Consider the following 26,780-nt stretch of genomic DNA (forward strand, 5'->3'; position numbering starts at 1 on the left):
CGGAAGAGAAGGTTCGATCTCCCGATCCGGGCGCCCAGCACGGTGCTCGGCACCCACGCGGAGTCATAGCCGCGATAATGGCAGAAGTGTTGCGGGCCTGCGTAATTGCGAAATATGGACGGCGTCGACGGCCCTTTGGGTGGGGTTGCAACCGGAAGTAGCGCAAGATCGCCGAGGCCAACCCACGCAGCCCCGAAATGCACGCATGGTAACCGAGTCCCGTGTTAGCGGGCGGCGGACCGAATCCTTCGGGACGTCGCCCGCTTTGCATTGTCCGGGGAGGTTTTCGCGGGGCGCCGGGTACCGATTCAGCTATCGGCTCGACACCGACTCCGCGATCGTCAACGCCTCCTGCGCACCGGCTCGCATCGCCCGGCAACAGAGCACCAGCCAGGCTCCCACCCCGGCCGGCGTTCCGTCCGCAAAGCCCTGGGCCGCATCGCGATAGTCCGCGGGCTGGCGCATCCAACTCACCTCCGGCACACCCAGACCGTGTGGATCCAGCCCGCTGGCGATGGTCACCAACCGCGACACCGCGCGGGCCACCACGCCGTCCGCGCTGCCGAACGGCCGCAGCGTCAGCAGCTCGCCGTGGGCGACCGCGGCGACCACCGGTGCCGGCGCGTGGGTGCCGCCGCTCACCAGCTCCGCCAGCAACTCCAGCCGTGGGCCGACGCCGGCGTCGGCGCGGGGCCGGCCCAGCCGGTCCTCGGCGACCTGGTCGGCCGCCGCCAGCATGTGCAGCCGAGCGAGCGCCTGCAGCGGGGCCCGCCGCCAAATCCCGACCAGCGGCCCCTCGCCCCCCTCCAGCTCCTGGGCCACCCGCAGCGCCCCGCCGAACACCGGATCGCTGACGATCGCCGAATCGGCGAGGTCTTCCAGCCGCACGGGTCCGCCGTCCAGCACCGACGAGGCGCGGGCGGCCCGCAACGCCGCCTCGGCGGCCGTCACCGGCCAACCACGCAGGTTCGCCTTGTGGCGGTGGGCGCGACCTAGGGCGTCGCGGGCCCGGTCACTGGCCTCGGCGACGCCCGGCAACTCCATCAGCGGAGCCAGCGGATCTGCGGTCACAGGTTGCCAACCTATCCCGGCTTCAACGATCGGATGCCGGCACCTTCGGGATGGCCTCCAACAGCAGGCGGGTGTATTCGTGCCGGGGCCGGCTGAACAACTCCTCGGTGGCGCCCCGCTCCACCACTCGGCCGGCGCGCATCACCAAGACCTCATCGGCGATGTGCCGGATCACCGCCAGGTCGTGGCTGATAAACAGGTAGGTGAGGCCCAGCTCGGATTGCAGATCGGCCAGCAGATCCAATATCTGCGCCTGCACCAGGACGTCGAGCGCGGAGACCGCCTCGTCGCAGACCAACACCTCGGGTCGCAGAGCCAGCGCCCGGGCGATCGCCACCCGCTGCCGTTGACCACCCGAGAGCTCGCGGGGCAGCCGCCCCAGTACCGACGATGGCAGCGCGACCTGGTCGACCAGGTCGCGCACCGCACGCTCCCGCTGCCGGCGGTCGCCGACGCCGTGGATGCGCAGCGGTTCCTCGATGGCGCGGAACACCGTGTACATGGGATCCAGGCTGCTATAGGGGTTTTGAAAGATCGGCTGCACCCGCCGCCGGAAGGCCAGTTGCTGGTCCCGGCTCAGCGCGGCATCGATGCGGGTGCCGCCGAAAACGACGGTGCCCGAGCTCGGTGCCAGCAGGCCGAGCACCATCTGCGCCAGCGTCGACTTGCCCGAACCCGACTCCCCGGCGATCGCCAGGGTGCTGGCCCGCCGCAGCCGGAACGAAACCCCGTCCACGGCGCGGAACTCCGCGCGTCGCCAGGGGGCTCCGCGCGACTCGCGGTAGACCTTGCTCAGGTCCGAGGCGACCAGGATGTCGTCGGACGCGCCGTGGTCCGCCGGACGGGGCCGGGTGGGGCTCTGCGCCGTCAGCGACGGCGCAGCGGCCACCAGCCGGCGGCTGTACTCGTGCTGCGGGTCACGCAAGATCGACCGCGCCGCACCGGATTCCACCACGACGCCGTCGCGCATCACCACGACGGACTCGGCGCGTTCGGCGGCCAGCGCCAGGTCGTGGGTGATCAGCAGCAGCGCGGTGCCGAGTTCCGCGGCAAGCCCCTGCAGGTGGTCGAGTACCTGACGCTGCACGGTGACGTCCAGCGCGGACGTCGGCTCGTCGGCGATCAGCAGCCGTGGGCGGCCCGCCAACCCGATCGCGATCAGCGCGCGCTGACACATGCCGCCGGACAGTTGGTGCGGGTAGCGGCCCGCTTGTTTCGCCGGGTCGGGCATGCCGGCCTGACCGAGCAGCTCGATCGCACGCCGCCGCGCACGGCCGTCGGAAGTGTTGGCCCGCAGCGCTTCCGAGACCTGGAAGCCGACCTTCCAGACGGGGTTGAGGTTGCTCATCGGGTCCTGCGGAATGTAGCCGATCTCGCGGCCCCGGATCGCGCGCAGCGTCCGACGGTCGGCGCCTGCGATGTCGGATCCGTCGAAGACGATGCGGCCGGCCGTGATCCGCCCGCCTGGGGGAAGCAGCCCCAGGATCGCGGCAGCCGTGGTGGATTTCCCCGATCCCGACTCGCCCACGACCGCGACGGTGCGGCCGGGCAGGACGGTGAGGTCCACGCCCCGCACGGCGGCGTGATCGCCGAAGCTGACTTTGAGGCCTTCGACGGCCAGCAGCGGTGCGCCGGTCACGGCCGCCACGCTCGGGACGCCGGGTCCAGGGCGTCGCGCAGCGCGTCACCCATCGTCATGAAGGCCAGTACCGTGATCGCCAGCGCGCCGGCCGGGTAGAACAGAATCGGCGAACCCGCCCGCAGCCGCGTCTGGGCGAGGTTGATGTCGCCACCCCAGGAGACCACCGTCGGCGGCAGGCCGACACCCAGGTAGGACAGCGTGGCTTCGGTGACGATGAAGATGCCCAGGGCGATGGTTGCCACCGCGATCACCGGGCCCAGTGCGTTCGGCAGCGCGTGGCGCAGCAAGATTTGAAAGCGGCTCAGCCCCAATGCTTTCGCGGCGAGCACGTAATCGCTGGCGCGCACCGCGAGCACCGATCCCCGCGCGATGCGGGCCACCTGCGGCCAGCCGAACAAGGCGAGGATGGCGATCACGGTCCACACTGTGCGGTGGTGCATGACCTGCATCAGCACGATGGCCGCCAGCAGCAGGGGCAGGCCGAAGAACACGTCGCTGACGCGGGAGACCAGCGCGTCGACCCAACCGCCGTAGAAGCCGGCCAGCGCGCCGAGCGCGCCGCCGACGACGAACACCACCGCGGCGGCCCCCAAACCGACGGTGACGGATGCTCGCGCGCCATAGACGGTGCGGGCATAGACGTCGTGCCCCTGCAGGTCGGTGCCGAACCAGTGCGCGCCCGACGGTCCAAGCAGGCTCTGGCTGGGATCGGCATAGCTGGGGTCGGCCCCGGTGAACACCGCGGGAAACATCGCCACCGCGACGATGAACAGGATCAGCAGGCCGGCGAAGACGAACTTCGGCCGGCCGCGCAGCCCGCGCCAGGTGTCGCGCCAAAAGCCGCTGCGCTCAGCCATACCGGATCCTCGGGTCCAGCGCGGCGTACAGCAGGTCCACCGCGAGATTGGTGATCAGGTAGATCAGCACCAGCACCGTCACGATCGACACCACGGTCGGCGCCTCCTGCCGGGTGACTGCCTGATACAAGACACCGCCGACGCCGTGGATGTTGAAAATGCCTTCCGTCACAATGGCCCCGCCCATCAGGGCCCCGAGGTCCGCCCCCAGGAAGGTCACCACCGGGATCAGCGAATTGCGCAGGATGTGCACCGTCACGACGCGCGGCCGGGACAGCCCCTTGGCGGTGGCGGTGCGGACGTGGTCGGCGTGCGCGTTGGCGGCCACCGCCGACCGGGTCAACCGCACCACGTAGGCGAACGACACCGAGCCCAGCACGACGCCAGGTAGCAGCAGACGCCCGATGGTCGACCTCTCGCCCACCGTGACCGGCGCGAGGCCCAGCTTCACCCCGAACACGAACTGGGCGAGAAATCCCAGCACGAAGATCGGGATCGCGATGATGACGAGCCCCGCGATCAGCACGGTCGCGTCGAAAATCCCACCGGTGCGCAGGCCGGCGATCACCCCGAAGCCGATGCCCAGCACCGCTTCGACGACCAGGGCGATCAGCGCCAGCCGTAGCGTCACCGGAAAGGCATGTGCCAGCACGTCACTCACCGGCAGCCCGGAGTAGGACCGGCCCAAGTCGCCATGCAGGACGCCGCCGAGGTAACGCAGGTACTGCACGGTGAACGGATCGTCGAGGTGATAGCGCGCCCGCAGCTGCGCGGCAACCTCGGGCGTCAGCGGACGGTCCCCGGCGATCGCGGCCACCGGGTCGCCGGGCAACAGAAACACCATGCCGTAGATGAGCAGCGTGGCGCCGAGGAAGACGGGCACCATGACGGCGATCCGGCGCGCGATGTACCAGCCCATGTCGTTACGCCTTGACCAGGTTCTCGTAGTCGGGCAGACCGTTCCAGGCGAGCTTGACGCCGCTCATTCGTGACGACCATCCGACCACCGCGATGTAGTACCACAGCGGCACGGCGGGCATGTCGCGCAACAGGATCCGTTGGGCCTGGTTGACCAGCACGTCCGCCTGCTGCAGGTTGGGCGCGGCCTCGGCGGCGGCCAGGCCGGCGTCGAAGTCTCGGTTCGAGTATCCGACGTCGTTGGATCCCGCTCCGGTGGCGTACAGCGGAGCCAGGAACTCGATCATCGACGGGTAGTCGCCGATCCAGCCCGCGCGGAACGCGGTGTCGATGGTGCGGTTGGTGATCTGGGTGCGGAAACCCGCGAACGTGGGGTGCGGCGCGCCCACGGCGTCGATGCCCAACACGTTCTTGATGCTGTTGGCCACGGCGTCGACCCACTCCTGGTGGCCGCTGTCGGCGTTGTATGCGATGGAGTACCGCCCGCTCCAGGGCGAGATCGCGTTGGCTTGCGCCCAGAGTTGGCGTGCCCGTTCGGGATTGAAGTCCAGTACGTCGTTACCCGGGATGTGCGGATCGAATCCGGGCAACGAGCTGGCGGTGAAGTCCCGGGCCGGGCTGCGGGTGCCGTTGAAGATCTGCTGGCAGATCTGCGGCCGGTTGATGGCCGCCGACAACGCCAAGCGGCGCAGTCGACCTTCTTCGCCGCCGAAATGCGGCAGCCGCAGCGGCGTGTCGAGCGATTGGCTGACCGCGACGGGTCCACTGGCCGCGTTGCCGCCCAGGTCACGTTTGTAGATCGTCAGCGCGCTGGACGGAATCGTGTCCAGCACATCGAGATTGCCGGACAGCAGGTCGGCGTAGGCGGTGTCCAGGTTGGCGTAGAACTCGAATCGCAGGCCCTTGTTGTGGGGTTTGCGGTTGCCGTGGTAGTCGGGGTTGGGCTTCAAGTCGATCTTGACGTTGTGTTCCCAGGCCGGCCCGTCGGGGCCGTCCGCCAACTCGTACGGGCCGTTGCCGACCGGGCTGCGGCCGAACGCGGCCATGTCACGAAAAGCCCTGTCCGGCAACGGGTAGAACGCATTGTGTCCCAGCCGCAACGTGAAGTCGACGGTGGGCGCCTTGAGTCGCACGTCGAACTCGAGATCGTTGACCACGTGCAGCCCGGACATGGTGGTCCGGGCGGGCTTCCCGTCTCCGGTCAGGCCGGCGACCTCGTCGTAGCCGACGATCGGGCTGAAAAAGCTCTGTTGCAGTTGGGCATTGGTACTCAGCGCCCCGTAATTCCAGGCGTCGACGAACGAATGGGCGGTCACCGGCGAGCCATCGGTGAACTTCCAGCCGGGCTTGAGGACGATCCGGTAGTTGACGTTGTCGGTGGTCTCGACCGACTGCGCCACTTCCGGCGACGGTTTGCCTTCGGCGTCATAGGACACCAAACCGGCGAACAACCGATCCAGGATCCGCCCTCCGAGGCTGTCGTTCGTGCCGGTCGGAACCAGCGGGTTCGGCGGTTCCCCGCCGTTGACCACCACCAGGTCGGGGGTCAGTGCACCGCCGCCGCAACCCGTCAGCGCGGCGAGCGCCACGACTAGACCGAGCAGGGCGCGCATCCGGTGCATGACACCCGACCCTAGGGCCTGCCGCCGCGCCCGCGGTGAAGTGCCCGGCGCGGTTAAGCCAATTAAGCTCTCGCCGTGATCGTCGCGCAGCTGGCATCCGATGAATCCGGCTTTGAGCACGCGGGTCGTCTGATGTTCGTGCTCGGCGTTCCCGCGATCGGGTTGGTGTGTCTGATCGCCGGCTTGCTGGAGCGCTCGCGCAGCCGTCGACAGTCCCCTCCCGTCCCGCCGCCGTACAACGCCGGCCATCCGTATCCACCGCCACCGCCGATGGGCTATCCGGGCCCGTACCCCGCTCCGCCGCCCTTCCCGGGCTATCCGCCCGCCGTGCCGCCGCGGCGGCCGACGAGCAAGTCGGCCACCACACTTATCACCGTCGGCGCCGTCCTGCTGGGGCTGGGCGGGCTGAACATCCTCGTCCACGCGGCGCGCGCCGTGTCGAGCGCCGATCGTGGCTCGCGCACGACCGCACAGTCAACCCCGACGGCCGGAGCCGCGATGCCCGAAATCGGCCAGTGCTTCACTGAATTCGAGGTCCGGATGGGTTCGCTCAACCAACCGACCGACTGCGGTGATCCCGTGGCGACCTATGAGCTCGCCGCGATAGGCGGGCCGACGGCGACGTGCCCCGACAACAAGCGCGGCGACTCTGTCTACGCGCGCCTCACCAACGAATCCCACACACTGTGTTTTGTCCCCAACCTCAAACAAGGGCTTTGCTACCTGAGGACGGGCCAGCGTGAGACGACGACGTGGACACCGGCCGATTGCGGTGAAGCACGCTACGCGAAATTACAGGTCGACAAGCGCATCGACGGCAGCGCCGACGAAACGCAGTGTCCGCCGGGGACAACGGCCAACGCGTATCCCACGCCGCCGCGGGTCTACTGCTTGGCGCAGGCCGCGTCGTAACGTCGCTCAGACGGGCGTAACCGGGTGCACCTGCAACGCGCAGGCGTCGATGGTGGCCGGCACGCTCAGCACCACGGTCGTATCCGGCGGGTTGACCAGCAGGTCGGTATAGGTCGGGCACTGCTCGCCGTTGGCGTCGACGGCCACCCCCTCCACGACGGCCTGCGCCTGGGTGGACAAGGACAGGATCACGGTGGGCGGCACCTCGGCGCCGCCGGGCAGGCCACCCATGTAGCCGCGCAGGGTGGGCTGGGCGTGGATCAGCGGGCCGCCGGATCCCGAGTCGACGCCGGGGTATCCGGTCAGCGTGCAGGGCTCCGCGCCGCCGGCGAGGCTGAACACCAGCGTGGCCGCGCGATGCCCCACGGCGGCCTGGGTCGGCGAGGCGGTGACGGCGATCTGGTCCGACCAGCACGGGGTCGGCGCGTCGGCGGTGTCGATGGGCACCGCCCACGCCGGTGACCCCAGCAGGGCGGTGGCCGCGTAACTCGTTGCGGCCGCGGCGAAGCTGGGAACTAGTCGGCGGATGCGCCGCCCCTGGCCGGGCACACCGGTGATTATCCGCCATGGGGCGGCGGTTCGACGGAGAATTTGGAGCTTCCCTTTTCACCTTGCGGCGTTAGGCTCTGACGGTTGACGAGCCTCGACACTAGGAGGAAGCCAGTGACCGCGACCGACGCCGTAGGCCCGTCGTCGTACCCCCCGCCCCCGGCGTTCGCCGAGCAGGCCAACGCGGGCGAGGAGTTGTATCGCGAGGCCGAAGAGGACCGGCTGGCCTTTTGGGCCAAACAGGCGAACCGCTTGTCCTGGTCGACGCCGTTCACCGAGGTGCTCGACTGGTCGCAGGCGCCGTTCGCGAAGTGGTTCGCCGACGGCAAGCTCAACGTCGCCTACAACTGCGTGGACCGCCACGTGGAAGCCGGCCTCGGCGACCGCGTCGCCATCCACTGGGAGGGCGAGCCCGGCGACAGCCGCAGCCTGACCTATTCCGAGCTGCAGGCCGAGGTGTGCAAGGCGGCCAACGCGCTGACCGGCCTGGGCCTGGTCGCCGGCGATCGCGTCGCGATCTATCTGCCGTTGATCCCCGAAGCGGTGATCTCGATGCTCGCCTGCGCCCGGCTGGGCATCATGCACAGCGTCGTGTTCGCCGGCTTCACCGCCAAGGCGCTACGGGCCCGGATCGCCGATGCCCAGGCCAAGTTGGTGATCACCAGCGACGGGCAATACCGCCGCGGCAAGCCGGCACCGCTGAAGGACGCGGCCGACGAGGCCGTCGATGATCCCGAGAGCCCCGTCGAGCACATCCTGGTGGTGCGGCGCACCGGGATCGACGTGTCGTGGAACGACGATCGCGACCTATGGTGGCACGACGTCGTCGACGCCGCGTCGTCCGAACACACCCCGGAGCCCTTCGACGCGGAGCAGCCGCTGTTCCTGCTGTACACCTCCGGCACCACCGGCAAACCCAAGGGCATCGTGCACACCAGCGGCGGCTACCTGACCCAGTCTTCCTACACGCACTACTACATCTTCGACATCAAGCCCGAACGCGACGTGTTCTGGTGCACCGCGGACATCGGCTGGGTCACCGGCCACACCTACGGTGTCTACGGTCCGCTGTCCAACGGGGTCACCGAGGTGCTCTACGAGGGCACGCCCGACTCGCCGACCCAGCACCGGCACTTCGAGATCATCGAAAAGTACGGCGTCACAATCTATTACACCGCGCCCACGCTGATCCGGACGTTCATGAAGTGGGGGCGCGAGATCCCCGACTCGCACGACCTGTCCAGCCTGCGACTGCTGGGCACGGTGGGCGAGCCGATCAACCCCGAGGCGTGGCGCTGGTACCGCAAGGTCATTGGCGCCGAGCGCCTCCCGATCGTGGACACCTGGTGGCAGACGGAAACGGGCGCCGCGATGATCTCCCCGCTGCCCGGGGTCGCCGCGGCCAAACCGGGTTCGGCGATGAGGGCGTTGCCGGGCATCTCCGCCAGCATCGTCGACGACCACGGCGATCACCTGACGCCTACCGTCCATCACGGCGAACACGTCACCGGCTACCTCGTCTTGGACCAGCCGTGGCCGTCCATGCTGCGCGGCATCTGGGGCGACCCGGAGCGCTACGTCGAGACCTACTGGTCTCGATTCGCCGAACATGGCTGGTACTTCGCCGGGGACAGCGCCTATTACGACCGCGACGGCGCCATCTGGGTGGTGGGCCGCATCGACGACGTGATGAACGTGTCGGGGCACCGGCTTTCGAGCGCCGAATTGGAGTCGGCGCTCGTCGGCCACCACGGAGTGGCCGAGGCCGCGGTGGTCGCGAAGGCCGACGAGACCACGGGCCAGGCGGTCTGCGCGTTCGTGGTCTTGTGCGCCGAGTACGAGGTGCACGACGGAATCGTCGACGAGCTGCGCGCCGAGGTGGCCCGGGAGATCTCACCGATCGCCAAGCCGCGTGAGATCCATGTGGTGCCCGAACTGCCCAAGACTCGCAGCGGCAAGATCATGCGTAGGCTCTTGCGTGACATCGCCGACAAGCGGGAGCTCGGAGACACGTCGACGCTGTTGGACCCCAGCGTTTTCGACGCGATCCAGGCCTCGAAGTAGCCGGTTCAGGCCGGTAGGGGGGTGAACCCCGCACCCGGCCGGTGCTTGGTGTTGACGTCGGCCAGGATCGCGTTGAACGACTGCACCACGGCCGGCGTGTGCAGCGGGATGTACTTGATGATGCAGGTCGGCAGGTTGTCGGAGAACGCCCCGTGGATCATGCCGACCAGCATGTTGTTCACGGTCACCGGCGCCCCGGAGTCGCCCGGCTGCCCGCACACCTGCATGACGATGGTGCCGGGGTCCTGTCCCGGGCCCCAGGTGACGCCGCACGAGTTTCCGGTGGTGCGGCCCTGCTTGCAGGCGATCTCGCCGAAGGCGGGGTCTGGGCCCAGGCCGTTGATCGCGAAACCGTTGTAGTTGGCCGTCGGTGTCACCTTTGCCGGGTCGAACTTGATGACCGCGTAGTCGAGGTTGTCGTTGCCGGCCACCATGGTGCCCAGGATGCCCGCGTTCTCCGCGCCCTCGGCCGCGACCTGCGCGCCCGGGCCGCCGCAGTGCGCCGAGGTGAAGCCGATCAGGTCACCGGCGGAGTCGCCCCCGATGGTCGTCAGGGTGCACATGGTGTCCCCGTTGATGACAATGCCGGCGCCGCCGCCCATCGGGATCCTGACATCGGCTGCCGCGGCGCGCACGGGGTAGCCCAGGAGGACCAGAAGCGCCGCTCCCATTGCCGCCACGAAGCACCGGTGCGCCGTCTGCACAGCACCACTCCCATCGACAGGCCGGACCCGGACCGGCTTGGCCAGTCTAGTCGGCCGGGGGTCTCGCCCGCCGTGCCCGGCGTGGCCTTCCTCCGCGTCCTACCGGACGCACCGGCGCCCGCCCGGACGCTCCGGCTCGGGCAAAGCGCCTGGTTCGGGGCGCGCTGATCGGGTATCAGTCGCTCGACGGGCCGCAGATCGGACTGGTCCACGCGGATTCGGAGCCGGCCGCCTTCGGCTGGCCTCGTCTGGCCCGGCGGCGCATGGCAACATGAACCGCGACGACAGCGAGCCGGGCAGTGACGAAAGAGGGGACCGTCCGTGAGCAAAGCCGATGGCAAGAACGGTGTGCCCAGCACCCTGACCACGATCCCCCTGACCGACCCGCACGCCCGCCCCGCGGAACCGTCGATCGGTGACCTGATCAAGGACGCGACCACACAGGTCTCCACGCTGGTGCGCGCCGAGGTCGAGCTGGCCCGGGCGGAGATCACCCGGGACGTCAAGAAGGGGCTGACCGGCAGCGTTTTCTTCATCGCCGCACTGGTGGTGCTGTTCTACTCCACGTTCTTTTTCTTCTTCTTCGTGGCCGAGCTGCTCGACACCTGGCTGTGGCGCTGGGTGGCCTTCCTGATCGTGTTCGGGATCCAGGTCGTGGTCGGGGCCCTGCTGGCCCTGCTGGGCTTCCTCAAGGTCCGCCGGATCCGCGGGCCGCGGGAGACCATCGAATCGGTCAAGGAGACGCGCACCGCGCTCACCCCGGGCCATGACAAGGCGCACGGCGCGGCCGCGCAGCTCGAGGAGCGCGGGAAGCACGAGAAGCCCGAAACCGATCCATCGGGTTGGTAAATGGCCCCGCCGGACCCGTCGGTCACCCGCATCGACGGGCCGTGGCGGCATTTGAACGTGCACGCCAACGGCATCCGATTCCATGTCGTGGAAGCGCTGCCCGCCGACGCTGACCCGACCGCGCCGCCCACGGCCCGACCGCTGGTGATGCTGCTGCATGGTTTCGGTTCCTTCTGGTGGTCGTGGCGTCACCAGTTGCGGGGACTGACCGGAGCCCGGGTGGTCGCGGTCGACCTGCGCGGCTACGGCGGCAGCGACAAGCCACCCCGCGGCTACGACGGCTGGACGCTGGCCGGCGACACCGCAGGCCTCATTCGCGCGCTGGGACACTCCTCGGCGACGCTGGTCGGCCACGCCGACGGTGGGCTGGCATGCTGGGCCACCGCGCTGCTGCACGCGCGGTTGGTGTCGGCCATCGCGCTGGTCAGTTCCCCGCACCCGGCGGCGCTGCGCCGGTCCACGCTGACCCGCCGCGACCAGGGTTACGCACTGTTGGCGACGCTGCTGCGCTACCAGGTGCCCGTGTGGCCGGAACGGTTGCTGACCCGCGACAACGGGGCCGAGATCGAGCGCCTCGTCCGCAGCCGCAGCTGCGCCAAATGGCTTGCCTCAGAGGACTTTTCCGAAGCGATCAGTTACCAGCGGCTGGCGATCCAGATTCCCTCGGCGGCGCACTGCGCGCTGGAATATCAGCGCTGGGCGGTGCGCAGCCAACTGCGCGACGAGGGCCGGCGATTCATGAAGTCGATGAGTCAGCAACTCAGCGTGCCGCTGCTACACCTGCGCGGCGAGGCCGACCCCTACGTGCTGGCCGACCCGGTCGACCGGACGCAACGTTTCGCTCCGCAGGGGCGTTACGTATCCGTCGCCGGCGCAGGGCATTTCAGCCACGAAGAGGCGCCAGAGGAAATCAACCGGCACTTGATGCGGTTCCTGGACTCGGTGGTCAGCTGACGCAGGCGCCGGTGGTGACCTGTTGGGTGTCACCGATCTTGGCCAGCTGACTGCTCACCTCGTCGGCCGTCAACACGAACCCGGTGTCGGGGTCGTCGACGGCCGCACCGAACACCACGCCGAGCACCTGACCGTTCAGGTCGATCAACGGCCCGCCTGAATTCCCTTGCTCCACATTGGCTCTGATGGTGTAGACGTCGCGGGTGACCGGCGCGGGGTCGCGGTAGATGTCGGGGCCGCTGAGTTTGATGACCTCGCGAATGCGGGCCGGGGTCGCGGTGAAGTTACCGCCGCCGGGATAACCGAGCACCACAACGCTGGTACCCGTTTTCGCCTCGGTCTGGGCGAACGCCAACGGCGGGGGCGGCAGGTTGGGGACGGCGAGGATGGCGATGTCGACCGACGGGTCGTAGGAGACGACGGTCGCGTCCAGCGGGCTTCCGCTGGCGTAGATCTGCACACTGTTGGACCCTGCGACCACGTGGGCGTTGGTCATCACCCGGTCGGGGGCGATCACAAATCCGCTGCCCTCCAACACTTTCTGGCAACTCGGCGCCAGGCTGCGCACCTTGACGACGCTGGGCGCGGTGGACTGCACCACCGGGTTGTTGGCCAGCGCGGGGTCCGGCGAGGCGACCGGAATCACCGGGGTGCGGCTGAACGGCTCGAGCACCGCGGGCAGCCCCGAGGTGTTCAGCAGGGCCGAAAGCCGTTTGGGCACCGTCTTCAGCCACGGCGGGGCGACCTCGTTGACCTGGGCCAGCACCCGCGAGCCGCGGACCGCGGCGGCCAGCTCCGGCTGGTCCTTGGACTGTGTCAGCGGGGTGGCCAACAGCCATGCCGCGGTCAGGACCACCACCAGCTGGACGCCCACCCCGATGAAGGAGTCGACCGTGCGGATGGTGCGGCTGCGGATCGCGCCGCGCACCGCCCGGCCCAGCACCACGCCGGCGACCTCGCCGATGACCACCAGGGCAAGGATCAGGAACAGGGCGGCGAACAACTTGGCCCGGGGCGCGGCTATGTGGCTGACGAGGTGTGGCGCCAGCAGTACGCCCGCGATCGCGCCCAGCAACACACCGACGAACGAGAACAGCGACCCCACCGCGCCGGAACGCCAGCCCGAGACGGCCGCGATGAAAGCGACCGACAGCACGGCGATGTCCAGCCACTGGGACGGGGTCATCGAGTTCATGTTCATCGGTGGGCACCACCCTGGTCGCCGACCAGCGCCATCGCCGCGTCCAATTCGCGGACGTCGGTGGTGTCCCAGGGCTGGGCCCAGCCGGCGACGTCGAGCATCGCACAAATCACCTGGCCAGTGAATCCCCAAACCAGCATCTCGTTCAGCAGAAACGCCGGTCCGGCCCACCGGCGCCCGAGGTCGCCCCGGTACACCATCAACCGGTTGGCCGGATTGATGAAGGCCCGCAACGGAACTCGCGCGACGATCGCGGTCTCGGCCTCGTTGACGACGGCCACCGGTCCGGGATCGGGCGAATAGGCCAGCACCGGGACGACGTGAAACCGCGACGGCGCGATGAACGTTCGCTCCATCGTGACCAGAGGGCGCAACCGGGAGACGTCGATTCCGGTCTCCTCCCGTGCTTCCCGCAAGGCGGTGGCCACCGGACCGTCGTCGGTCGGATCGGAGGCCCCGCCGGGAAACGCGGCCTGGCCCGCGTGGTGGCGCAGCGTGGAAGCCCGCACGGTGACCAGCAAGTCGGCGTCGTCCGGGACGCCGCCGTCGCCCGGCGCGGACTCCGGCCCGGAGAACAACACCAGGACGGCGGCTTCCCGGCCGCCGCCACGCAACGCCGAGACCGCCTTCCCGGTGATCATCGCCAGTACATCGGCCGGCAGCCGCCGCCGGTACGCCTCCGGCATCCGCTCGACGTTATCGACCAGGGGGCGCAGCCACGGCGGGGAGGCGTCGGGCGTCAGGGGAACCGCCGCGCGCGCGGGATCCGGCGCCCTACCGCCCGCGGGCGGGGGCGTGCCCCCAACACTCACCGGGCGCTCCAGTCGGTCCAATTTTCGGCTTATCCCTTGTCTTTTCCGACCGCGGCGGCGATCTCGTCGGCACTGTCGAAAGCCCGCGGCAGCATCTGCGCAACGCTACCGTCCGGCCGCAGAACTACCGTCGCGGGCATGACGTTTGCGACACCCAGGGCCGCCGCGAGGCGACGGCGGCCATCCTGCAGGGTGGGCAGCCGAACGCCCAGTTCAGCCAGCCGCAGCAACGCGGCCGTCTCGTTCTCGTCCTGATGCACCGTCACCACCGTCACGTCGGGCCCGGCTCGTCGTTGATACTCGGCCATCGCGGGCAGTTCCGCCGCGCACGGCGCGCACCAATACGCCCACAGGTTGAGGACCACCCGACGCCCGGCCAGCGCGCGGGCGACGTCGACAACCGAGCCGTCCGCGGCGCATTCGACCGTGATGCCCCGCAGCGCCGGCGGGCCGGGGCCGTCGCCGGCGGCGGGACACGGCGGCAGGTTGGCCCGCTGGCGCGGGCCGGCCAGCGCCGCCGGGGTGTCGGCGTCGCGGTGTTCGCGGTCCGGCGCGTTGACCGCGGCACCGGGCCGAGTCGTCGTGTCGGACTGGTCACGCAGCTCGGCCACCAGGGCCGCGACCAACGCCGCCGCCACCGCGAGGATCGCGATCGTCCAGCGCGTGGTCCGCGTCAAGGCCGTGCTCTACAGGCCGGCCAGCGCCAGCAGGTGCTCGGTCTCCGGCCCGCGCACCAGGGGCGCGGCCAGCAGCGGCTCCGTGGGACCGAGGCCGAAGGACGGGCAGTCCTTGGCCACCACGCACACCCCGCAGGCCGGCTTGCGCGCGTGACACACCCGGCGGCCGTGGAAGATCACGCGGTGGCTCAACATGGTCCACTCGCTGCGTTCGATCAGCTCGCCCGCCGCGCGCTCGATCTTCACCGGGTCCTTGTCGGCGGTCCAGCGCCATCGGTGCAGCAGCCGCGCGAAATGGGTGTCGACGGTAATGCCGGGAACCCCAAAAGCGTTGCCCAGGATGACGTTGGCGGTCTTGCGGCCCACCCCGGGCAGCGTGACCAGTTCTTCCATGGTGGACGGCACCTCGCCGTCGAACCGCTCGACCAGGGCCTGACCGAGGCCGATGAGCGAGGTCGCCTTGTTCCGGAAGAACCCCGTCGGGCGGATCAGCGTTTCCAGTTCGTCGCGGTCCGCCTGCGCGTAGTCCAGCGCCGAGGGGTACCGCTTGAACAGCGCCGGCGTCGTCAGATTCACCCGTTTGTCGGTGCTCTGCGCGGACAAGATGGTGGCGACCGTGAGCTCCAGCGGTGTCGTGAAGTCCAGCTCGCAGTGCGCGTCCGGAAACGCCTGCGCCAGCGCCCGATTCATCCGCCGGGCCCGTCGCACCAGGCCGACCCGGGTCTCCTCAGCCCAGCGCCGCGCGGCGTCGCCGCCCGCCGGGGCAGGTGTCGACTTCGAGCGTCCGGACGACTTTGCCGCTGTCACCTACGACAGAGTACTGATTTCGTAATCTCGCCGAGACCTCGTGTTGATTGAAGGCCCTGTTTACTCTCCTTGTGTCATGGTTGCTGGTGGCCTGCGTTCCTGGGCTGCTCATGCTCGCGGCGCTCGGATTGGGACGGCTCGAACGGGGGCTGGCCCGTGCGGACGTCGCGATGATCGCGGTCACCGAGCTTTTCGAGCACGCGGAGCTCGTAGACCTGCGCACGCTGGCGCGGGAGGGCATGCCCGAGGCGCTGGAATTCCTGCATCGCCGCGAGGCTCGCGAACTCGCCGACGCCGCGCTGGCCGGGCTGACCGCCGCGCCCCGGCACGCGGCGCCGTCGTTTGCCGCCAGCTTCATCGACCATGCCGAACTGACATTGCCGACGCGAATACACGCGCATTCGCGTGTCAATCCGCAGTTTAAGGCCACTCGACCCGTCAATCGTGTGTAGCGTTGCACGTTGGACAAAATGTCCTACCGCTAGACTCATCACGCGAGCACGGGATTAACCTGGCCGTATCACAAACATTGAAAATTTGAAGAGGCAATGTGGACGAGATCCTGGCAAGGGCAGGAATCTTCCAAGGGGTTGAGCCGGGCGCGGTCGCCGCGCTGACCAAGCAGCTGCAACCCGTCGACTTTCCCCGTGGGCACACGGTCTTCGCCGAAGGCGAGCCGGGCGATCGGCTCTACATCATCGTCTCCGGGAAGGTGAAGATCGGCCGTCGCTCACCCGATGGCCGGGAGAACCTGCTGACGATCATGGGCCCGTCGGACATGTTCGGCGAATTGTCGATTTTCGACCCGGGCCCGCGGACCTCCAGCGCGACCACCATCACCGAGGTGCGCGCGGTGTCGATGGACCGTGACGCGCTGCGCGCGTGGATCGCCGACCGCCCCGAGATCGCCGAGCAGCTGTTGCGGGTGCTGGCCCGGCGGCTGCGCCGCACCAACAACAACCTGGCCGACCTCATTTTCACCGACGTGCCCGGCCGGGTGGCCAAGCAGCTGCTGCAGCTCGCCCAGCGGTTCGGCACCCAGGAGGGTGGCGCCATGCGGGTCGCCCACGACCTGACGCAGGAGGAGATCGCCCAGCTGGTGGGCGCCTCGCGGGAGACGGTGAACAAGGCGCTGGCCGACTTCGCCCACCGCGGCTGGATCCGTCTGGAGGGCAAGAGCGTGCTGATTTCGGACTCCGAAAGGCTGGCCCGCAGAGCGAGGTAGCGAGGCGCCGAATTTTGCGTCGAGCCGGTAATTCCGCAGGCCCTTTTACGCACTTCTCCTGCAGATTTTCAGTCTCGCTGCAAATAGTCCAGCTGCGCCTGAACGGACCATTCGGCCGCGTCCCAGAGTTTCTCGTCGACGTCCACATAGACGTGTTCGACGACCTGACGCGCGGTGGCGTCCTCGCCGAGATCACGCAGCGCCGCGCGCACCTGTTCCAGGCGCTCGTGCCGGTGCGTGAGGTAACCCGACGCGACGGCCTCCAGGTCGGCGAGGTCCGGCCCGTGACCGGGCAGCACCGTACGCGGCCCGAGGCCGCGCAGCCGCCGCAGCGATTCCAGGTAGTCGGCCAGGCTGCCGTCTTCGGAATCTATGACGGTGGTGCCGCGGCCCAGCACGCTGTCCGCGGTGAGCACCGCGTCGTCGACCAGAAACGACAGCGAGTCAGCGGTGTGACCGGGGGTGGCCATCACCTTGATCTTCAGGCCCGCCGCGTCGATCACCTCGCCGTCGGTCAGGTGACCGCCGAGGCCGCGCAGGAATCCGCTGCCCGCCGACCGCACCGTCGCGCCGGTGCGCTCGACCAGCTTGTCGATGCCATCGGTGTGATCGCCGTGCCGGTGGCTGATCAGCACCAGCGTGATCCGGCCCAGCCCGGCTACCCGGGCGATGTGCTCGTCGTCGTCCGGGCCGGGATCCACAACGACCAGCTCGTCGCTGCCCCTGCCGCGCAGCACCCAGGTGTTGGTCCCCTCGAGCGTCAGCAGTCCGGGGTTGTCGGCCAGCAGGACCGAGGCGGTCTCGGTGACCGGCCTCAGCCTGCCGTAGGCGGGGTGGCTCAGCGACTCGGGCGCGGCGGTCACGGTCGTGAGCCGACCTCCACGATCAGCTCGACTTCCACCGGCGCATCCAGCGGCAGCTCGGACACGCCGACCGCCGACCGCGCGTGCGCGCCGGCGTCGCCGAACACCTCGGCCAGCAGCTCGGAGGCCCCGTTGACGACGCTGGGCTGGCCGTTGAAACCGGGGGCGGACGCGACGAAGCCGACGACCTTGACCACCCGCGTGACCGCGTCGATGCCCACCAGCGAATCGATGGCGGCCAGGGCGTTGAGCGCGCACATCCGCGCCAGCGCCCTGCCCTCTTCCGGGCTCACGTGGGCCCCCACCTTGCCCGTCCCGGCCAGCTGTCCGGCCTGCATCGGCAGCTGACCCGCGGTGTAGACCAGGTCACCCGTCCGCACCGCGGGCACGTAGGCGGCCAGCGGGGTCACCACCTCCGGCAACGTGACACCGAGTTCGGAGAGCCGTGCCGACGCCGTCATCTACTTCGGGCGCTTCAGATATGCGACGTGTTGCTCGCCGGTTGGTCCGGGCAGCACGGACACCAGTTCCCAACCGTCGGCACCCCACTGGTCGAGGATCTGTTTGGTGGCGTGCGTCAGCAGCGGGACCGTGACGTATTCCCATGCGATCGGTTGGCTCATGGCGCGAGCTTATCGGTCGGGTGTAAAGGACTCTGGCCTGCCCTTGGGCCGCACCGCGGCCGGGCTAGCATGCGAAGGTGGCAAACACATCGAGCGGCGGTGGCGCCGTCGGCTGGCCGGCGCGGTTGTCGAAGGCCCGCCTGCATTTCGTCACCGGCAAAGGCGGCACGGGCAAGTCGACGATAGCGGCCGCGCTGGCGCTGACCCTGGCAGCCGGGGGACGCAAGGTCCTCCTCGTGGAAGTCGAAGGGCGGCAAGGCATTGCCCAACTCTTCGACGTGCCGCCGCTGCCCTATCAGGAGGTCAAGATCGCGACCGCCGAACGCGGCGGGCAGGTCAACGCCCTGGCGATCGACATCGAGGCGGCCTTCCTGGAATACCTGGACATGTTCTACAACCTCGGTATCGCCGGGCGGGCGATGCGCCGCATCGGCGCCATCGAGTTCGCGACGACGATCGCACCCGGCCTGCGCGACGTGCTGCTGACCGGAAAGATCAAGGAATCGGTGGTGCGGCTGAACAAGGGGACCAAGAACCCGGTTTACGACGCGGTCGTGGTCGACGCACCGCCGACGGGTCGGATCGCCCGCTTCCTGGACGTCACCAAGGCCGTGTCGGATCTGGCCAAGGGCGGTCCGGTGCACTCGCAGAGCGAGGGCGTGGTCAAGCTGCTGCACTCCGAGCAGACCGCCATCCACCTCGTCACCCTCCTGGAGGCGCTGCCGGTGCAGGAAACGCTCGAGGCCATCGAGGAACTCGCCGAGATGGAGCTGCCGATCGGCAGCGTGATCGTGAATCGCAACATCGCGTCGCACCTGCAGCCCGCCGACCTGGCCAAGGCCGCCGAGGGGCACGTCGACGCGGACTCGGTGCGGACCGGGCTGGAGATGGCGGGTATCAAGCTGACCGACACCGAGTTCGCGGGCCTGCTGACCGAAACCATCGAACACGCGACGGTCATCGCCGCGCGCGCCGAGATCGCGCAACAGCTGGACGCGTTGCAGGTGCCGCGGCTGGAACTGCCGACGATCTCCGACGGCGTCGACCTGGGCAGCCTCTATGAGCTGTCGGAAGTGCTTGCGCAGCAGGGGGTTCGATGAGTACGACGCCGAACAGGCTTGATATGGCTGCGATCCTGGCCGATACGACCAACCGGGTGGTGGTGTGCTGCGGCGCCGGTGGGGTGGGCAAGACCACCACCGCGGCCGCGATGGCGTTGCGCGCTGCCGAATACGGCCGCAACGTCTGCGTGTTGACGATCGACCCGGCCAAGCGGCTGGCGCAGGCACTCGGGGTCAACGACCTGGGCAACACCCCGCAACGCGTACCCCTGGCGCCCGAGGTTCCCGGCGAGCTGCACGCGATGATGCTCGACATGCGCCGCACGTTTGACGAAATGGTGGTGCAATACTCGGGAACCGGTCGCGCGCAAGCGATTCTGGACAACCAGTTCTATCAAACGGTCGCCAGTTCGCTCGCCGGCACACAGGAGTACATGGCGATGGAGAAGCTCGGCCAACTGCTGGCCGAGGACCGCTGGGACCTGGTGGTGGTGGACACTCCCCCATCGCGCAACGCGCTGGACTTCCTGGACGCGCCGAAACGGCTGGGCAGCTTCATGGACAGCAGGCTGTGGCGACTGCTGCTCGCCCCGGGCCGGGGCATCGGCCGATTGGTAACCGGCGCAATGGGTTTGGCGATGAAGGCGATGTCTACCGTGCTCGGCTCACAGATGTTGAGCGACGCGGCCGCCTTCGTGCAATCGCTGGACGCCACCTTCGGTGGTTTCCGGGAGAAGGCCGACCGCACCTACGCGCTGCTGAAGCGGAAGGGCACGCAATTCGTCGTGGTGTCGGCGGCCGAACCAGATGCGCTGCGCGAGGCCTCCTTCTTCGTCGACCGGCTGTCCACCGAAGGTATGCCGCTGGCCGGGCTGGTCCTCAACCGCACCCACCCGACGTTGTGCTCGCTGCCCGCCGAGCGGGCGATCGATGGGACGGAAACGCTTGAGGCCGAGAGGGACTCCGAGGCGGCGGCGTTGGCCGCGGCCGTGCTCAGGATTCACGCCGACCGCGCGCAGGCCGCCAAACGGGAAATCAGGTTGCTGTCGCGGTTCACCGGGGCCAATCCGCACGTGCCCGTCATCGGGGTTCCGTCGCTACCCTTCGACGTCTCGGATCTGGAAGCGTTGCGCGCCCTCGCCGATCAGATCGCACCGGTTGGCGATGACGCGATCCGTGCCGCGGCGCAAGGGCCCCTGCGCTAGCAGCGGCGGTCGATCCGCGGGTCAGCTGACGCTGCGGGTCCGCCTCTTGTCGAAGAAGTCCGCCCAGGAGACCACCTCGGGGTGCTGCTTGAGCAGGGCGCGGCGCTGACGTTCGGTCATGCCGCCCCAGACGCCGAACTCAACCTTGTTGTCGAGCGCGTCGGCTCCGCACTCCTGCATCACCGGGCAGTGCCGGCAAATAACGGCCGCTTTGCGCTGCGCGGCCCCACGGACGAAAAGCTCGTCCGGATCGGTGGTTCGACACAGTGCTTTGGAAACCCAGGCGATCCGTTCTTCGGCATCAACGCTGCGGAGTACCCCTTGTGCGGCCGCAATGTTTGTCCTACGCGCCGCAGGCCGTGTTCCTGACACGAACTGTTCCCTTCCCTACCGACCGCTCTCACGGCCGACCTCCTGGGGTGCAGATCCGCTCCTGCGATCTACGCCACACTGTGTACATCGGTGTTACCTGAATCTCACCGTGTGTCTAAGTTAGGTGGTCAGCCACCAATTGCGCAACAGTCCGATAACGCTTTTTTTGGGACGGGCGTGCCGTCTCGCCCAAAAGGATAGGCGAAGAAGTGATCTTGGACACGTCGCTTCCGGGGTCCGCTTACTGACGCGTGCGTAAATTTTATCCCGGCCGTGACCGTAAAGCGCTGGTCAATGACAGCGCGAAAAAGTGGGTGAACTCGCAGCGTGGCGGCGTGACTAGCGGCCGCTACTGTAGTAGCCATGTCAGACCGCCCCCAGGCCTTTCTCACCATCCTCAAGCTTGCGGGGTGCTGCTTGCTGGCCGGTGTCGTCGCCACGGCGCTGATGTTTCCGTTCGCGGGCGGATTGGGACTGGTGTCGAACCGGGCCTCCGAGGTCGTCGCCAACGGCTCGGCCCAACTCCTCGAGGGAGAGATACCCGCGGTGTCGACGATGGTCGACGCCAAGGGCAACACCATCGCCTGGCTGTACTCCCAGCGGCGCTTCGAGGTGCCCAGCGACAAGATCGCCAACACCATGAAGCTGGCGATCGTGTCCATCGAGGACAAGCGGTTCGCCGACCACAACGGAGTGGACTGGAAGGGCACGCTGACCGGGCTCGCCGGCTACGCCCGCGGCGACGTCGACACCCGCGGCGGTTCGACCATCGAGCAGCAGTACATCAAGAACTACCAGTTGCTGGTGACCGCCAAAACCGACGCCGAGAAGCGCGCCGCCGTGGAAACCACCCCGGCGCGCAAGCTGCGCGAGATCCGGATGGCGCTCACGCTGGACAAGACCTTCACCAAGCCCGAGATCCTCACCCGCTACCTGAACCTGGTGTCGTTCGGCAACGGCTCGTTCGGCGTGCAGGACGCGGCACAGACCTACTTCGGCATCAACGCCTCGGACCTGAACTGGCAGCAGGCGGCGCTGCTGGCGGGCATGGTGCAGTCGACCAGCGCGCTCAACCCCTACACCAATCCCGAGGGGGCGCTGGCCCGGCGAAACCTGGTGCTGGACACCATGATCGAGAACATCCCGCAGGAGGCCGACGCGCTGCGCGCCGCCAAGGCCACCCCGCTGGGCGTGCTGCCCCAGCCCAACGAGCTACCCCGGGGTTGCATCGCCGCCGGCGATCGCGCGTTCTTCTGCGACTACGTCCAGGAGTACCTGTCGCGCGCCGGGATCAGCAAAGAACAGGTGGCCCGCGGCGGCTACCTGATCCGCACCACGCTGGACCCCGACGTGCAGGCCCCGGTCAAGTCGGCGATCGACCAGTTCGCGAGCCCGACCCTGCCGGGCATCTCCAGCGTGATGAGCGTGATTCAGCCGGGCAAGACCTCGCACAAGGTGATGGCGATGGCCAGCAACCGGACCTACGGGCTGGACAGCGACGCCGGGCAGACCATGCGCCCGCAGCCCTTCTCGCTGGTCGGCGACGGCGCGGGCTCGGTGTTCAAGATCTTCACGACGGCCGCCGCCCTGGACATGGGCATGGGCATCAACGCCACGCTCGACGTGCCGCCGCGCTTCCAGACCAAGGGCATGGGTAGCGGTGGGGCCAAGGGCTGCCCCAAGGACAACTGGTGCGTGGTCAACGCCGGCAACTACCGCGGGTCGATGAACGTGACCGAGGCGCTGGCCACCTCGCCGAACACCGCGTTCGCCAAGCTGATTCAGCAGGTCGGGGTCACCCGCACCGTGGACATGGCGATCAAGCTGGGCCTGCGGTCCTATGCCGATCCCGGAACCGCGCGCGACTACAACCCCGACAGCAACGAGAGCCTGGCCGACTTCGTCAAGAGGCAGAACATCGGCTCGTTCACGCTGGGCCCCATCGAGGTCAACGCGCTCGAGCTGTCCAACGTCGCGGCCACGCTGGCCTCGGGCGGCACGTGGTGCCCGCCCAACCCGATCGACAAGCTGATCGACCGGCACGGCAACGAGGTCGCCGTGACCACCGAGACCTGCGACCAAGTGGTGCCCGAAGGCCTGGCCAACACCCTGGCCAACGCGATGAGCAAGGACGCGGTGGGCGGCGGCACGGCCTCCGGTTCCGCCGGTGCCGCGGGGTGGACGCTGCCGATGTCCGGCAAGACCGGCACCACCGAGGCGCACCGTTCCTCCGGCTTCGTCGGCTTCACCAACCACTACGCCGCGGCCAACTACATCTACGACGACTCACCCTCGCCGACGGACCTGTGCTCGTCGCCGCTGCGCCATTGCGGCGAGGGCGACTTGTACGGCGGTAACGAGCCGGCCCGCACCTGGTTCACGGCGATGAAGCCGATCGCCACCAACTTCGGCCCGGTGCAGCTGCCGCCTACCGATCCCCGCTACGTCGACGGTTCACCCGGGTCGCGAGTGCCCAGCGTCGCCGGCCTGGACATCGACGCCGCGCGCTCCCGCCTGAAGGAAGCCGGCTTCCAGGTCGCCGACCAGAACAACTTCGTCAACAGCTCCGCCAAGCAGGGCGAGGTGGTCGGGACCTCGCCAAGCGGCGCGACGATCCCCGGGTCGATCATCACCATCCAGGTCAGCAACGGCATCCCGCCGGCACCCCCGCCGCCGCCGGAGGGCGCGCCGGTGCCGGTGGGCTCGCAGGTGGTGGAGATCCCGGGGCTGCCCCCGATCACCATTCCGCTCCTGGCGCCGCCGCCTCCGCCGCCCGGGCAGCCGCCCCCGTAGACCGGGCGACCCGTGACGCCGCGGCGCAAGCTATACGTTGCCAAAGCGCAACCGGCAGTAGGCTGCCAGCATGGCTGATGCAAGCTCAATGGTCCCGCTCCTCGGCGGTCCGCTGCGCGGACCGCATCGTCGCGGGGCGCTGCCCACGCTGATTCGCACCGGTGCCCTCGCGCTCGGTTCGGCCGTCGCCGGCATCGGTTACGCCGCCGTCGTGGAGCGCAACGCCTTCGTGCTGCGCGAGATCACCATGCCCGTCCTGACGCCGGGCTCCACGCCGCTGCGGGTGCTGCATATCAGCGATCTGCACATGCTGCCCAACCAGCGCCGCAAACAGGCCTGGCTGCGGGAGCTGAGCAACTGGGAACCCGACCTGGTGGTCAACACCGGCGACAACCTGGCGCACCCCAAGGCGGTGCCCGCGGTGGTGCAGGCCCTGGGCGATCTGCTGTCGCGGCCCGGGGTCTTCGTCTTCGGCAGCAACGACTACTTCGGGCCGCGCCTGAAGAACCCGCTGAACTACGTGACCAACCCGTCGCACCGGGTCCGCGGTGAGCCGCTGCCCTGGCAGGACCTGAGGGCGGCCTTCACCGAGCGCGGCTGGCTGGACCTGACCCACACGCGGCGCGAGTTCGAGGTGGCCGGCCTGCACGTCGCCGCCGCCGGGGTGGACGACCCGCACATCGACCGAGACCGTTACGAGACGATCGCCGGCCCGGCCAGTCCGGCCGCCAACCTGCGCCTCGGGCTGACCCATTCCCCGGAGCCGCGGGTCCTGGACCGCTTCGCCGCCGACGGCTACCAGCTGGTGATGTCCGGCCACACCCACGGCGGGCAGGTCTGCCTACCGCTCTACGGCGCGCTGGTGACCAACTGCGGCCTGGACCGGTCGCGCGCCAAGGGGCCGTCCCGGTGGGGAGCGAACATGCAGCTGCACGTCTCCGCCGGCATCGGCACCTCCCCGTTCGCGCCGGTGCGGTTCTGCTGCCGGCCCGAGGCCACCCTGCTGACTTTGATCGCCACGCCGATGGGCGGCCGCGACTCGGCCAGTGACCTTAGCCGTTCGCAGCCAACAGCTTCGGTGCGTTGACCGAGCGGACCCGGATCGCGGTCCGCAGCCACTCCCGGCGCTGGACGGACAACGCGGTCCGGCTGATCCAGGCCGACGCCCGCCGCAGCGCGGACACGCACCTGCTGCGCTACCCGCTGCCGGAGGCATGGGCTGGACACGGCCGAGGCGCCGATTTGGCGCTGTACCTCAAGGACGAGACCACCCACATCACCGGCAGCCTGAAACACCGGCTGGCGCGCTCGTTGTTTCTCTACGCCCTCTGCAACGGGTGGATCGACGAGAGCACCACGGTGGTCGAGGCGTCGTCGGGATCGACGGCGGTGTCGGAGGCCTACTTTGCCGCCCTGCTGGGTCTGCCGTTCGTCGCGGTGATGCCGGCGTCGACCAGCCCCTCCAAGGTGGCTCTGATCGAAGCTCAGGGCGGCCGTTGCCATTTCGTGCAGAAGTCGAGCGAGGTGTACGCCGAAGCCGAACGCGTCGCCCGCGAGACCGGCGGGCATTACCTGGACCAGTTCACCAACGCAGAACGCGCCACCGACTGGCGGGGTAACAACAACATCGCCGAGTCGATCTTCGAGCAGATGGGCGAGGAGGCACATCCGATTCCGGAGTGGATCGTCGTCGGCGCGGGCACCGGCGGCACCAGCGCGACCATCGGCCGCTACCTCCGCTACCGGCGGCACGAGACCCGGCTGTGCGTCGTCGACCCGGAGAACTCCGCGTTCTTTCCCGCCTACGCCGAGGACCGCTACGACCTCGTAATGCCCGCCTCGTCCCGCATCGAGGGCATCGGCCGGCCACGGGTCGAGCCGTCGTTTCTGCCCGGCGTGGTCGACCGCATGGTCGCGGTGCCCGACGCGGCGTCCATCGCCGCCGCCCGCCACGTCAGCGCCGTCCTGGGCCGCCGGGTGGGGCCCTCGACGGGCACCAACCTGTGGGGCGCCTTCGGCCTGGTCGCCGAGATGGTCGCCGAGCGGCGCAGCGGCTCGGTGGTCACGCTGCTCGCCGACAGCGGCGACCGCTATCACGACACCTACTTCGACGACGAGTGGGTCAGCGCGCAGGGACTCGATCCCAGCGGCCCGGCCGCGGCCCTGGTGGAGTTCGAGCGTTCCTGCCGGTGGCAGTGACCCGGCGCACCGCGGTTTGGCCAGCCGATGGGCGGGTGCGATAGGCTGTCGGAGCTTCAAGCGGGGTGTGGCGCAGCTTGGTAGCGCGCTTCGTTCGGGACGAAGAGGCCGTGGGTTCAAATCCCGCCACCCCGACCCAGTTCGTGTTAGCTGGCAGGATAGCCGGACACAGCGTCCGATACTGCGCTCATTCGGCTTTGCCATTAAGCTCGACCCGCATGGCGCTGGTGAGCCGGTCGCCCGAGCGAGGGCGGCGACCTGAGGTTGGCCGACCGGGCACGCGATTTGCTGATGTCGCGTCGCCGGCCGGGGCTCCCGGCCACCCGTCCCTGGCGGAGATCGCGCGGCGGCAGCAGGAGATCCAGGCGTGGGAAGCGTTGAACGTCGGCGGCTACCGGTTCGCCAAACCGGGCACCATCATCGGCACGCTGGTCTCCGCCGTGCTGGTGGTTCTCGTGCTGACCCCGCTCCCGCCGAATTGGCCGTGGGACATTCCGACGATGATCCTGGCCATCTTCACGGCGGTGGCCACGGTGACGTGTGGCCTGTTGTGGTTCGACAATCCGCACCCGCTCCCCCGCCCGGAATCGCTGGTAATCGTGCCCTTCACCCGCGCGGAGAACCTGCGGCTGATGGCGGCCCAACCGGTGGAGCACTACCGCGCGATCTGCGCCTGCCCCGGCTGCGGTGACACCTCCGCGCACCTGATCCGCGAGCCCGGCAAGGACGAACCCCACTGGGCGATGGTCATCCGGCACTGCGCCGTATGTGAACGCGAATGGGCTCAGTCCTGAAATCGG

Annotated in this window: 27 protein-coding genes and 1 tRNA gene; 13 read left to right on the plus strand and 15 right to left on the minus strand. The window is 68.9% G+C overall.

All coding sequences use genetic code 11. The annotated features are described in order from the left end of the window. Positions 1-312: 312 nt before the first annotated feature. Genes BRW65_RS04055 through BRW65_RS04075 form a run of 5 tightly spaced genes read right to left on the minus strand, consistent with a single transcriptional unit; the run spans position 313 to position 6,110 of the window. Entirely contained in the window at positions 313-1,071 is a 759-nt protein-coding gene (locus tag BRW65_RS04055) for an oxidoreductase (RefSeq protein ID WP_073871515.1), read from the minus strand. 22 nt (positions 1,072-1,093) lie between these two features. Next, positions 1,094-2,719 (minus strand): dipeptide ABC transporter ATP-binding protein, encoded by a 1,626-nt coding sequence (locus BRW65_RS04060; protein ID WP_073871517.1) that lies wholly within the window; start codon positions 2,717-2,719, stop codon positions 1,094-1,096. Beyond that, a complete protein-coding gene (locus BRW65_RS04065) occupies positions 2,707-3,570 on the minus strand; it encodes an ABC transporter permease (protein WP_073871519.1) in 864 nt (287 codons plus the stop codon). The genes BRW65_RS04060 and BRW65_RS04065 overlap by 13 nt, the downstream gene beginning before the upstream one ends. Next, positions 3,563-4,489, minus strand: coding sequence for an ABC transporter permease (locus tag BRW65_RS04070; RefSeq protein WP_073871521.1), 927 nt, complete (start codon positions 4,487-4,489; stop codon positions 3,563-3,565). The genes BRW65_RS04065 and BRW65_RS04070 overlap by 8 nt, the downstream gene beginning before the upstream one ends. A gap of 4 nt (positions 4,490-4,493) precedes the next feature. Next, complete coding sequence (locus BRW65_RS04075; protein ID WP_139272850.1) at positions 4,494-6,110, minus strand: peptide ABC transporter substrate-binding protein; 1,617 nt, start codon at positions 6,108-6,110, stop codon at positions 4,494-4,496. Positions 6,111-6,185: 75 nt separating this feature from the next. On the opposite strand from BRW65_RS04075, the gene BRW65_RS04080 reads away from it, so the two are divergent. Continuing rightward, positions 6,186-7,022: an LppU/SCO3897 family protein gene (locus tag BRW65_RS04080; RefSeq protein ID WP_073871523.1), complete on the plus strand. Its 837-nt coding sequence runs from the start codon at positions 6,186-6,188 to the stop codon at positions 7,020-7,022. 6 nt (positions 7,023-7,028) lie between these two features. On the opposite strand, the gene BRW65_RS04085 is transcribed toward BRW65_RS04080, so the two are convergent. Then, positions 7,029-7,571, minus strand: coding sequence for a DUF4232 domain-containing protein (locus tag BRW65_RS04085; RefSeq protein WP_084187699.1), 543 nt, complete (start codon positions 7,569-7,571; stop codon positions 7,029-7,031). Between the two features lie 114 nt (positions 7,572-7,685). Here BRW65_RS04085 and acs point away from each other — a divergent pair, with 114 nt between their 5' ends. Continuing rightward, positions 7,686-9,635, plus strand: coding sequence for an acetate--CoA ligase (gene acs, locus BRW65_RS04090; protein WP_073871525.1), 1,950 nt, complete (start codon positions 7,686-7,688; stop codon positions 9,633-9,635). A 5-nt stretch (positions 9,636-9,640) separates the two neighbouring features. Here the strand turns inward: acs and BRW65_RS04095 are convergent, their stop codons facing one another. Continuing rightward, complete coding sequence (locus BRW65_RS04095) at positions 9,641-10,339, minus strand: serine protease (RefSeq protein WP_139272852.1); 699 nt, start codon at positions 10,337-10,339, stop codon at positions 9,641-9,643. A gap of 321 nt (positions 10,340-10,660) precedes the next feature. Between BRW65_RS04095 and BRW65_RS04100 the strand changes: the two genes are divergently transcribed. Together BRW65_RS04100 and BRW65_RS04105 are read left to right on the plus strand one after the other, a co-directional pair. Continuing rightward, a complete protein-coding gene (locus tag BRW65_RS04100; RefSeq protein ID WP_073871527.1) occupies positions 10,661-11,188 on the plus strand; it encodes a phage holin family protein in 528 nt (175 codons plus the stop codon). After that, a complete protein-coding gene (locus BRW65_RS04105; protein WP_073871529.1) occupies positions 11,189-12,142 on the plus strand; it encodes an alpha/beta fold hydrolase in 954 nt (317 codons plus the stop codon). Here BRW65_RS04105 and marP read toward each other — a convergent pair. Genes marP through nth form a run of 4 tightly spaced genes read right to left on the minus strand, consistent with a single transcriptional unit; the run spans position 12,135 to position 15,522 of the window. After that, positions 12,135-13,328: an acid resistance serine protease MarP gene (gene marP, locus BRW65_RS04110; RefSeq protein WP_139272854.1), complete on the minus strand. Its 1,194-nt coding sequence runs from the start codon at positions 13,326-13,328 to the stop codon at positions 12,135-12,137. The two genes, BRW65_RS04105 and marP, sit on opposite strands and share 8 nt — an antisense overlap. Before the next feature lie 11 nt (positions 13,329-13,339). Then, positions 13,340-14,155, minus strand: coding sequence for an NUDIX hydrolase (locus tag BRW65_RS04115; protein WP_073871533.1), 816 nt, complete (start codon positions 14,153-14,155; stop codon positions 13,340-13,342). Positions 14,156-14,184: 29 nt separating this feature from the next. Next, entirely contained in the window at positions 14,185-14,832 is a 648-nt protein-coding gene (locus tag BRW65_RS04120) for a TlpA family protein disulfide reductase (RefSeq protein ID WP_073871535.1), read from the minus strand. Between the two features lie 9 nt (positions 14,833-14,841). Further along, positions 14,842-15,522: an endonuclease III gene (gene nth, locus BRW65_RS04125; RefSeq protein WP_046182770.1), complete on the minus strand. Its 681-nt coding sequence runs from the start codon at positions 15,520-15,522 to the stop codon at positions 14,842-14,844. Positions 15,523-15,695: 173 nt separating this feature from the next. Between nth and BRW65_RS04130 the strand changes: the two genes are divergently transcribed. Together BRW65_RS04130 and crp are read left to right on the plus strand one after the other, a co-directional pair. Then, entirely contained in the window at positions 15,696-16,091 is a 396-nt protein-coding gene (locus tag BRW65_RS04130) for a hypothetical protein (protein ID WP_244167982.1), read from the plus strand. Positions 16,092-16,189: 98 nt separating this feature from the next. Next, positions 16,190-16,864: a cAMP-activated global transcriptional regulator CRP gene (gene crp / locus BRW65_RS04135; protein ID WP_073871540.1), complete on the plus strand. Its 675-nt coding sequence runs from the start codon at positions 16,190-16,192 to the stop codon at positions 16,862-16,864. A 68-nt stretch (positions 16,865-16,932) separates the two neighbouring features. On the opposite strand, the gene BRW65_RS04140 is transcribed toward crp, so the two are convergent. The 3 genes from BRW65_RS04140 to BRW65_RS31155 are packed head-to-tail and all read right to left on the minus strand — an operon-like array spanning position 16,933 to position 18,350. Beyond that, positions 16,933-17,727, minus strand: a complete 795-nt coding sequence (locus BRW65_RS04140; protein ID WP_073871542.1) for an MBL fold metallo-hydrolase — start codon at positions 17,725-17,727, stop codon at positions 16,933-16,935. Further along, positions 17,724-18,188 carry a RidA family protein gene (locus BRW65_RS04145; protein WP_073871545.1) on the minus strand — a complete coding sequence of 155 codons (465 nt, stop codon included), beginning with the start codon at positions 18,186-18,188 and terminating at the stop codon, positions 17,724-17,726. The genes BRW65_RS04140 and BRW65_RS04145 overlap by 4 nt, the downstream gene beginning before the upstream one ends. Next, the gene (locus BRW65_RS31155; RefSeq protein WP_073871548.1) at positions 18,189-18,350 is read right to left on the minus strand and encodes a DUF4177 domain-containing protein; all 162 of its coding nucleotides are present in this window, start codon (positions 18,348-18,350) and stop codon (positions 18,189-18,191) included. A 77-nt stretch (positions 18,351-18,427) separates the two neighbouring features. Here BRW65_RS31155 and BRW65_RS04155 point away from each other — a divergent pair, with 77 nt between their 5' ends. Continuing rightward, on the plus strand, positions 18,428-19,450 hold the full coding sequence (locus BRW65_RS04155; RefSeq protein WP_073871551.1) for an ArsA-related P-loop ATPase: 1,023 nt from the start codon (positions 18,428-18,430) through the stop codon (positions 19,448-19,450). After that, positions 19,447-20,616 carry an ArsA family ATPase gene (locus BRW65_RS04160; RefSeq protein WP_073871554.1) on the plus strand — a complete coding sequence of 390 codons (1,170 nt, stop codon included), beginning with the start codon at positions 19,447-19,449 and terminating at the stop codon, positions 20,614-20,616. Before BRW65_RS04155 ends, BRW65_RS04160 begins: the two co-directional genes overlap by 4 nt. Positions 20,617-20,637: 21 nt before the next feature. On the opposite strand, the gene BRW65_RS04165 is transcribed toward BRW65_RS04160, so the two are convergent. Continuing rightward, the gene (locus tag BRW65_RS04165; protein ID WP_073871557.1) at positions 20,638-20,988 is read right to left on the minus strand and encodes a WhiB family transcriptional regulator; all 351 of its coding nucleotides are present in this window, start codon (positions 20,986-20,988) and stop codon (positions 20,638-20,640) included. A 363-nt stretch (positions 20,989-21,351) separates the two neighbouring features. On the opposite strand from BRW65_RS04165, the gene ponA2 reads away from it, so the two are divergent. The 5 genes from ponA2 (at position 21,352) to BRW65_RS04190 (ending at position 26,774) form a co-directional block, all read left to right on the plus strand. Further along, positions 21,352-23,781 carry a transglycosylase/D,D-transpeptidase PonA2 gene (ponA2, locus tag BRW65_RS04170; RefSeq protein WP_073871559.1) on the plus strand — a complete coding sequence of 810 codons (2,430 nt, stop codon included), beginning with the start codon at positions 21,352-21,354 and terminating at the stop codon, positions 23,779-23,781. An 88-nt stretch (positions 23,782-23,869) separates the two neighbouring features. Then, positions 23,870-24,868 carry a metallophosphoesterase gene (locus BRW65_RS04175; RefSeq protein ID WP_084187700.1) on the plus strand — a complete coding sequence of 333 codons (999 nt, stop codon included), beginning with the start codon at positions 23,870-23,872 and terminating at the stop codon, positions 24,866-24,868. After that, positions 24,865-25,980: a PLP-dependent cysteine synthase family protein gene (locus BRW65_RS04180; protein ID WP_073871565.1), complete on the plus strand. Its 1,116-nt coding sequence runs from the start codon at positions 24,865-24,867 to the stop codon at positions 25,978-25,980. Before BRW65_RS04175 ends, BRW65_RS04180 begins: the two co-directional genes overlap by 4 nt. Positions 25,981-26,041: 61 nt before the next feature. Continuing rightward, positions 26,042-26,115: transfer RNA gene (locus BRW65_RS04185), tRNA-Pro, on the plus strand. A gap of 83 nt (positions 26,116-26,198) precedes the next feature. Beyond that, positions 26,199-26,774, plus strand: a complete 576-nt coding sequence (locus BRW65_RS04190) for a hypothetical protein (RefSeq protein WP_073871568.1) — start codon at positions 26,199-26,201, stop codon at positions 26,772-26,774. The last annotated feature ends 6 nt before the right edge of the window (positions 26,775-26,780 follow it).

Origin of the sequence: Mycobacterium paraffinicum (genome assembly GCF_001907675.1) — a bacterium.
In the GTDB taxonomy this organism is placed as follows: Bacteria; Actinomycetota; Actinomycetes; order Mycobacteriales; family Mycobacteriaceae; genus Mycobacterium; species Mycobacterium paraffinicum_A.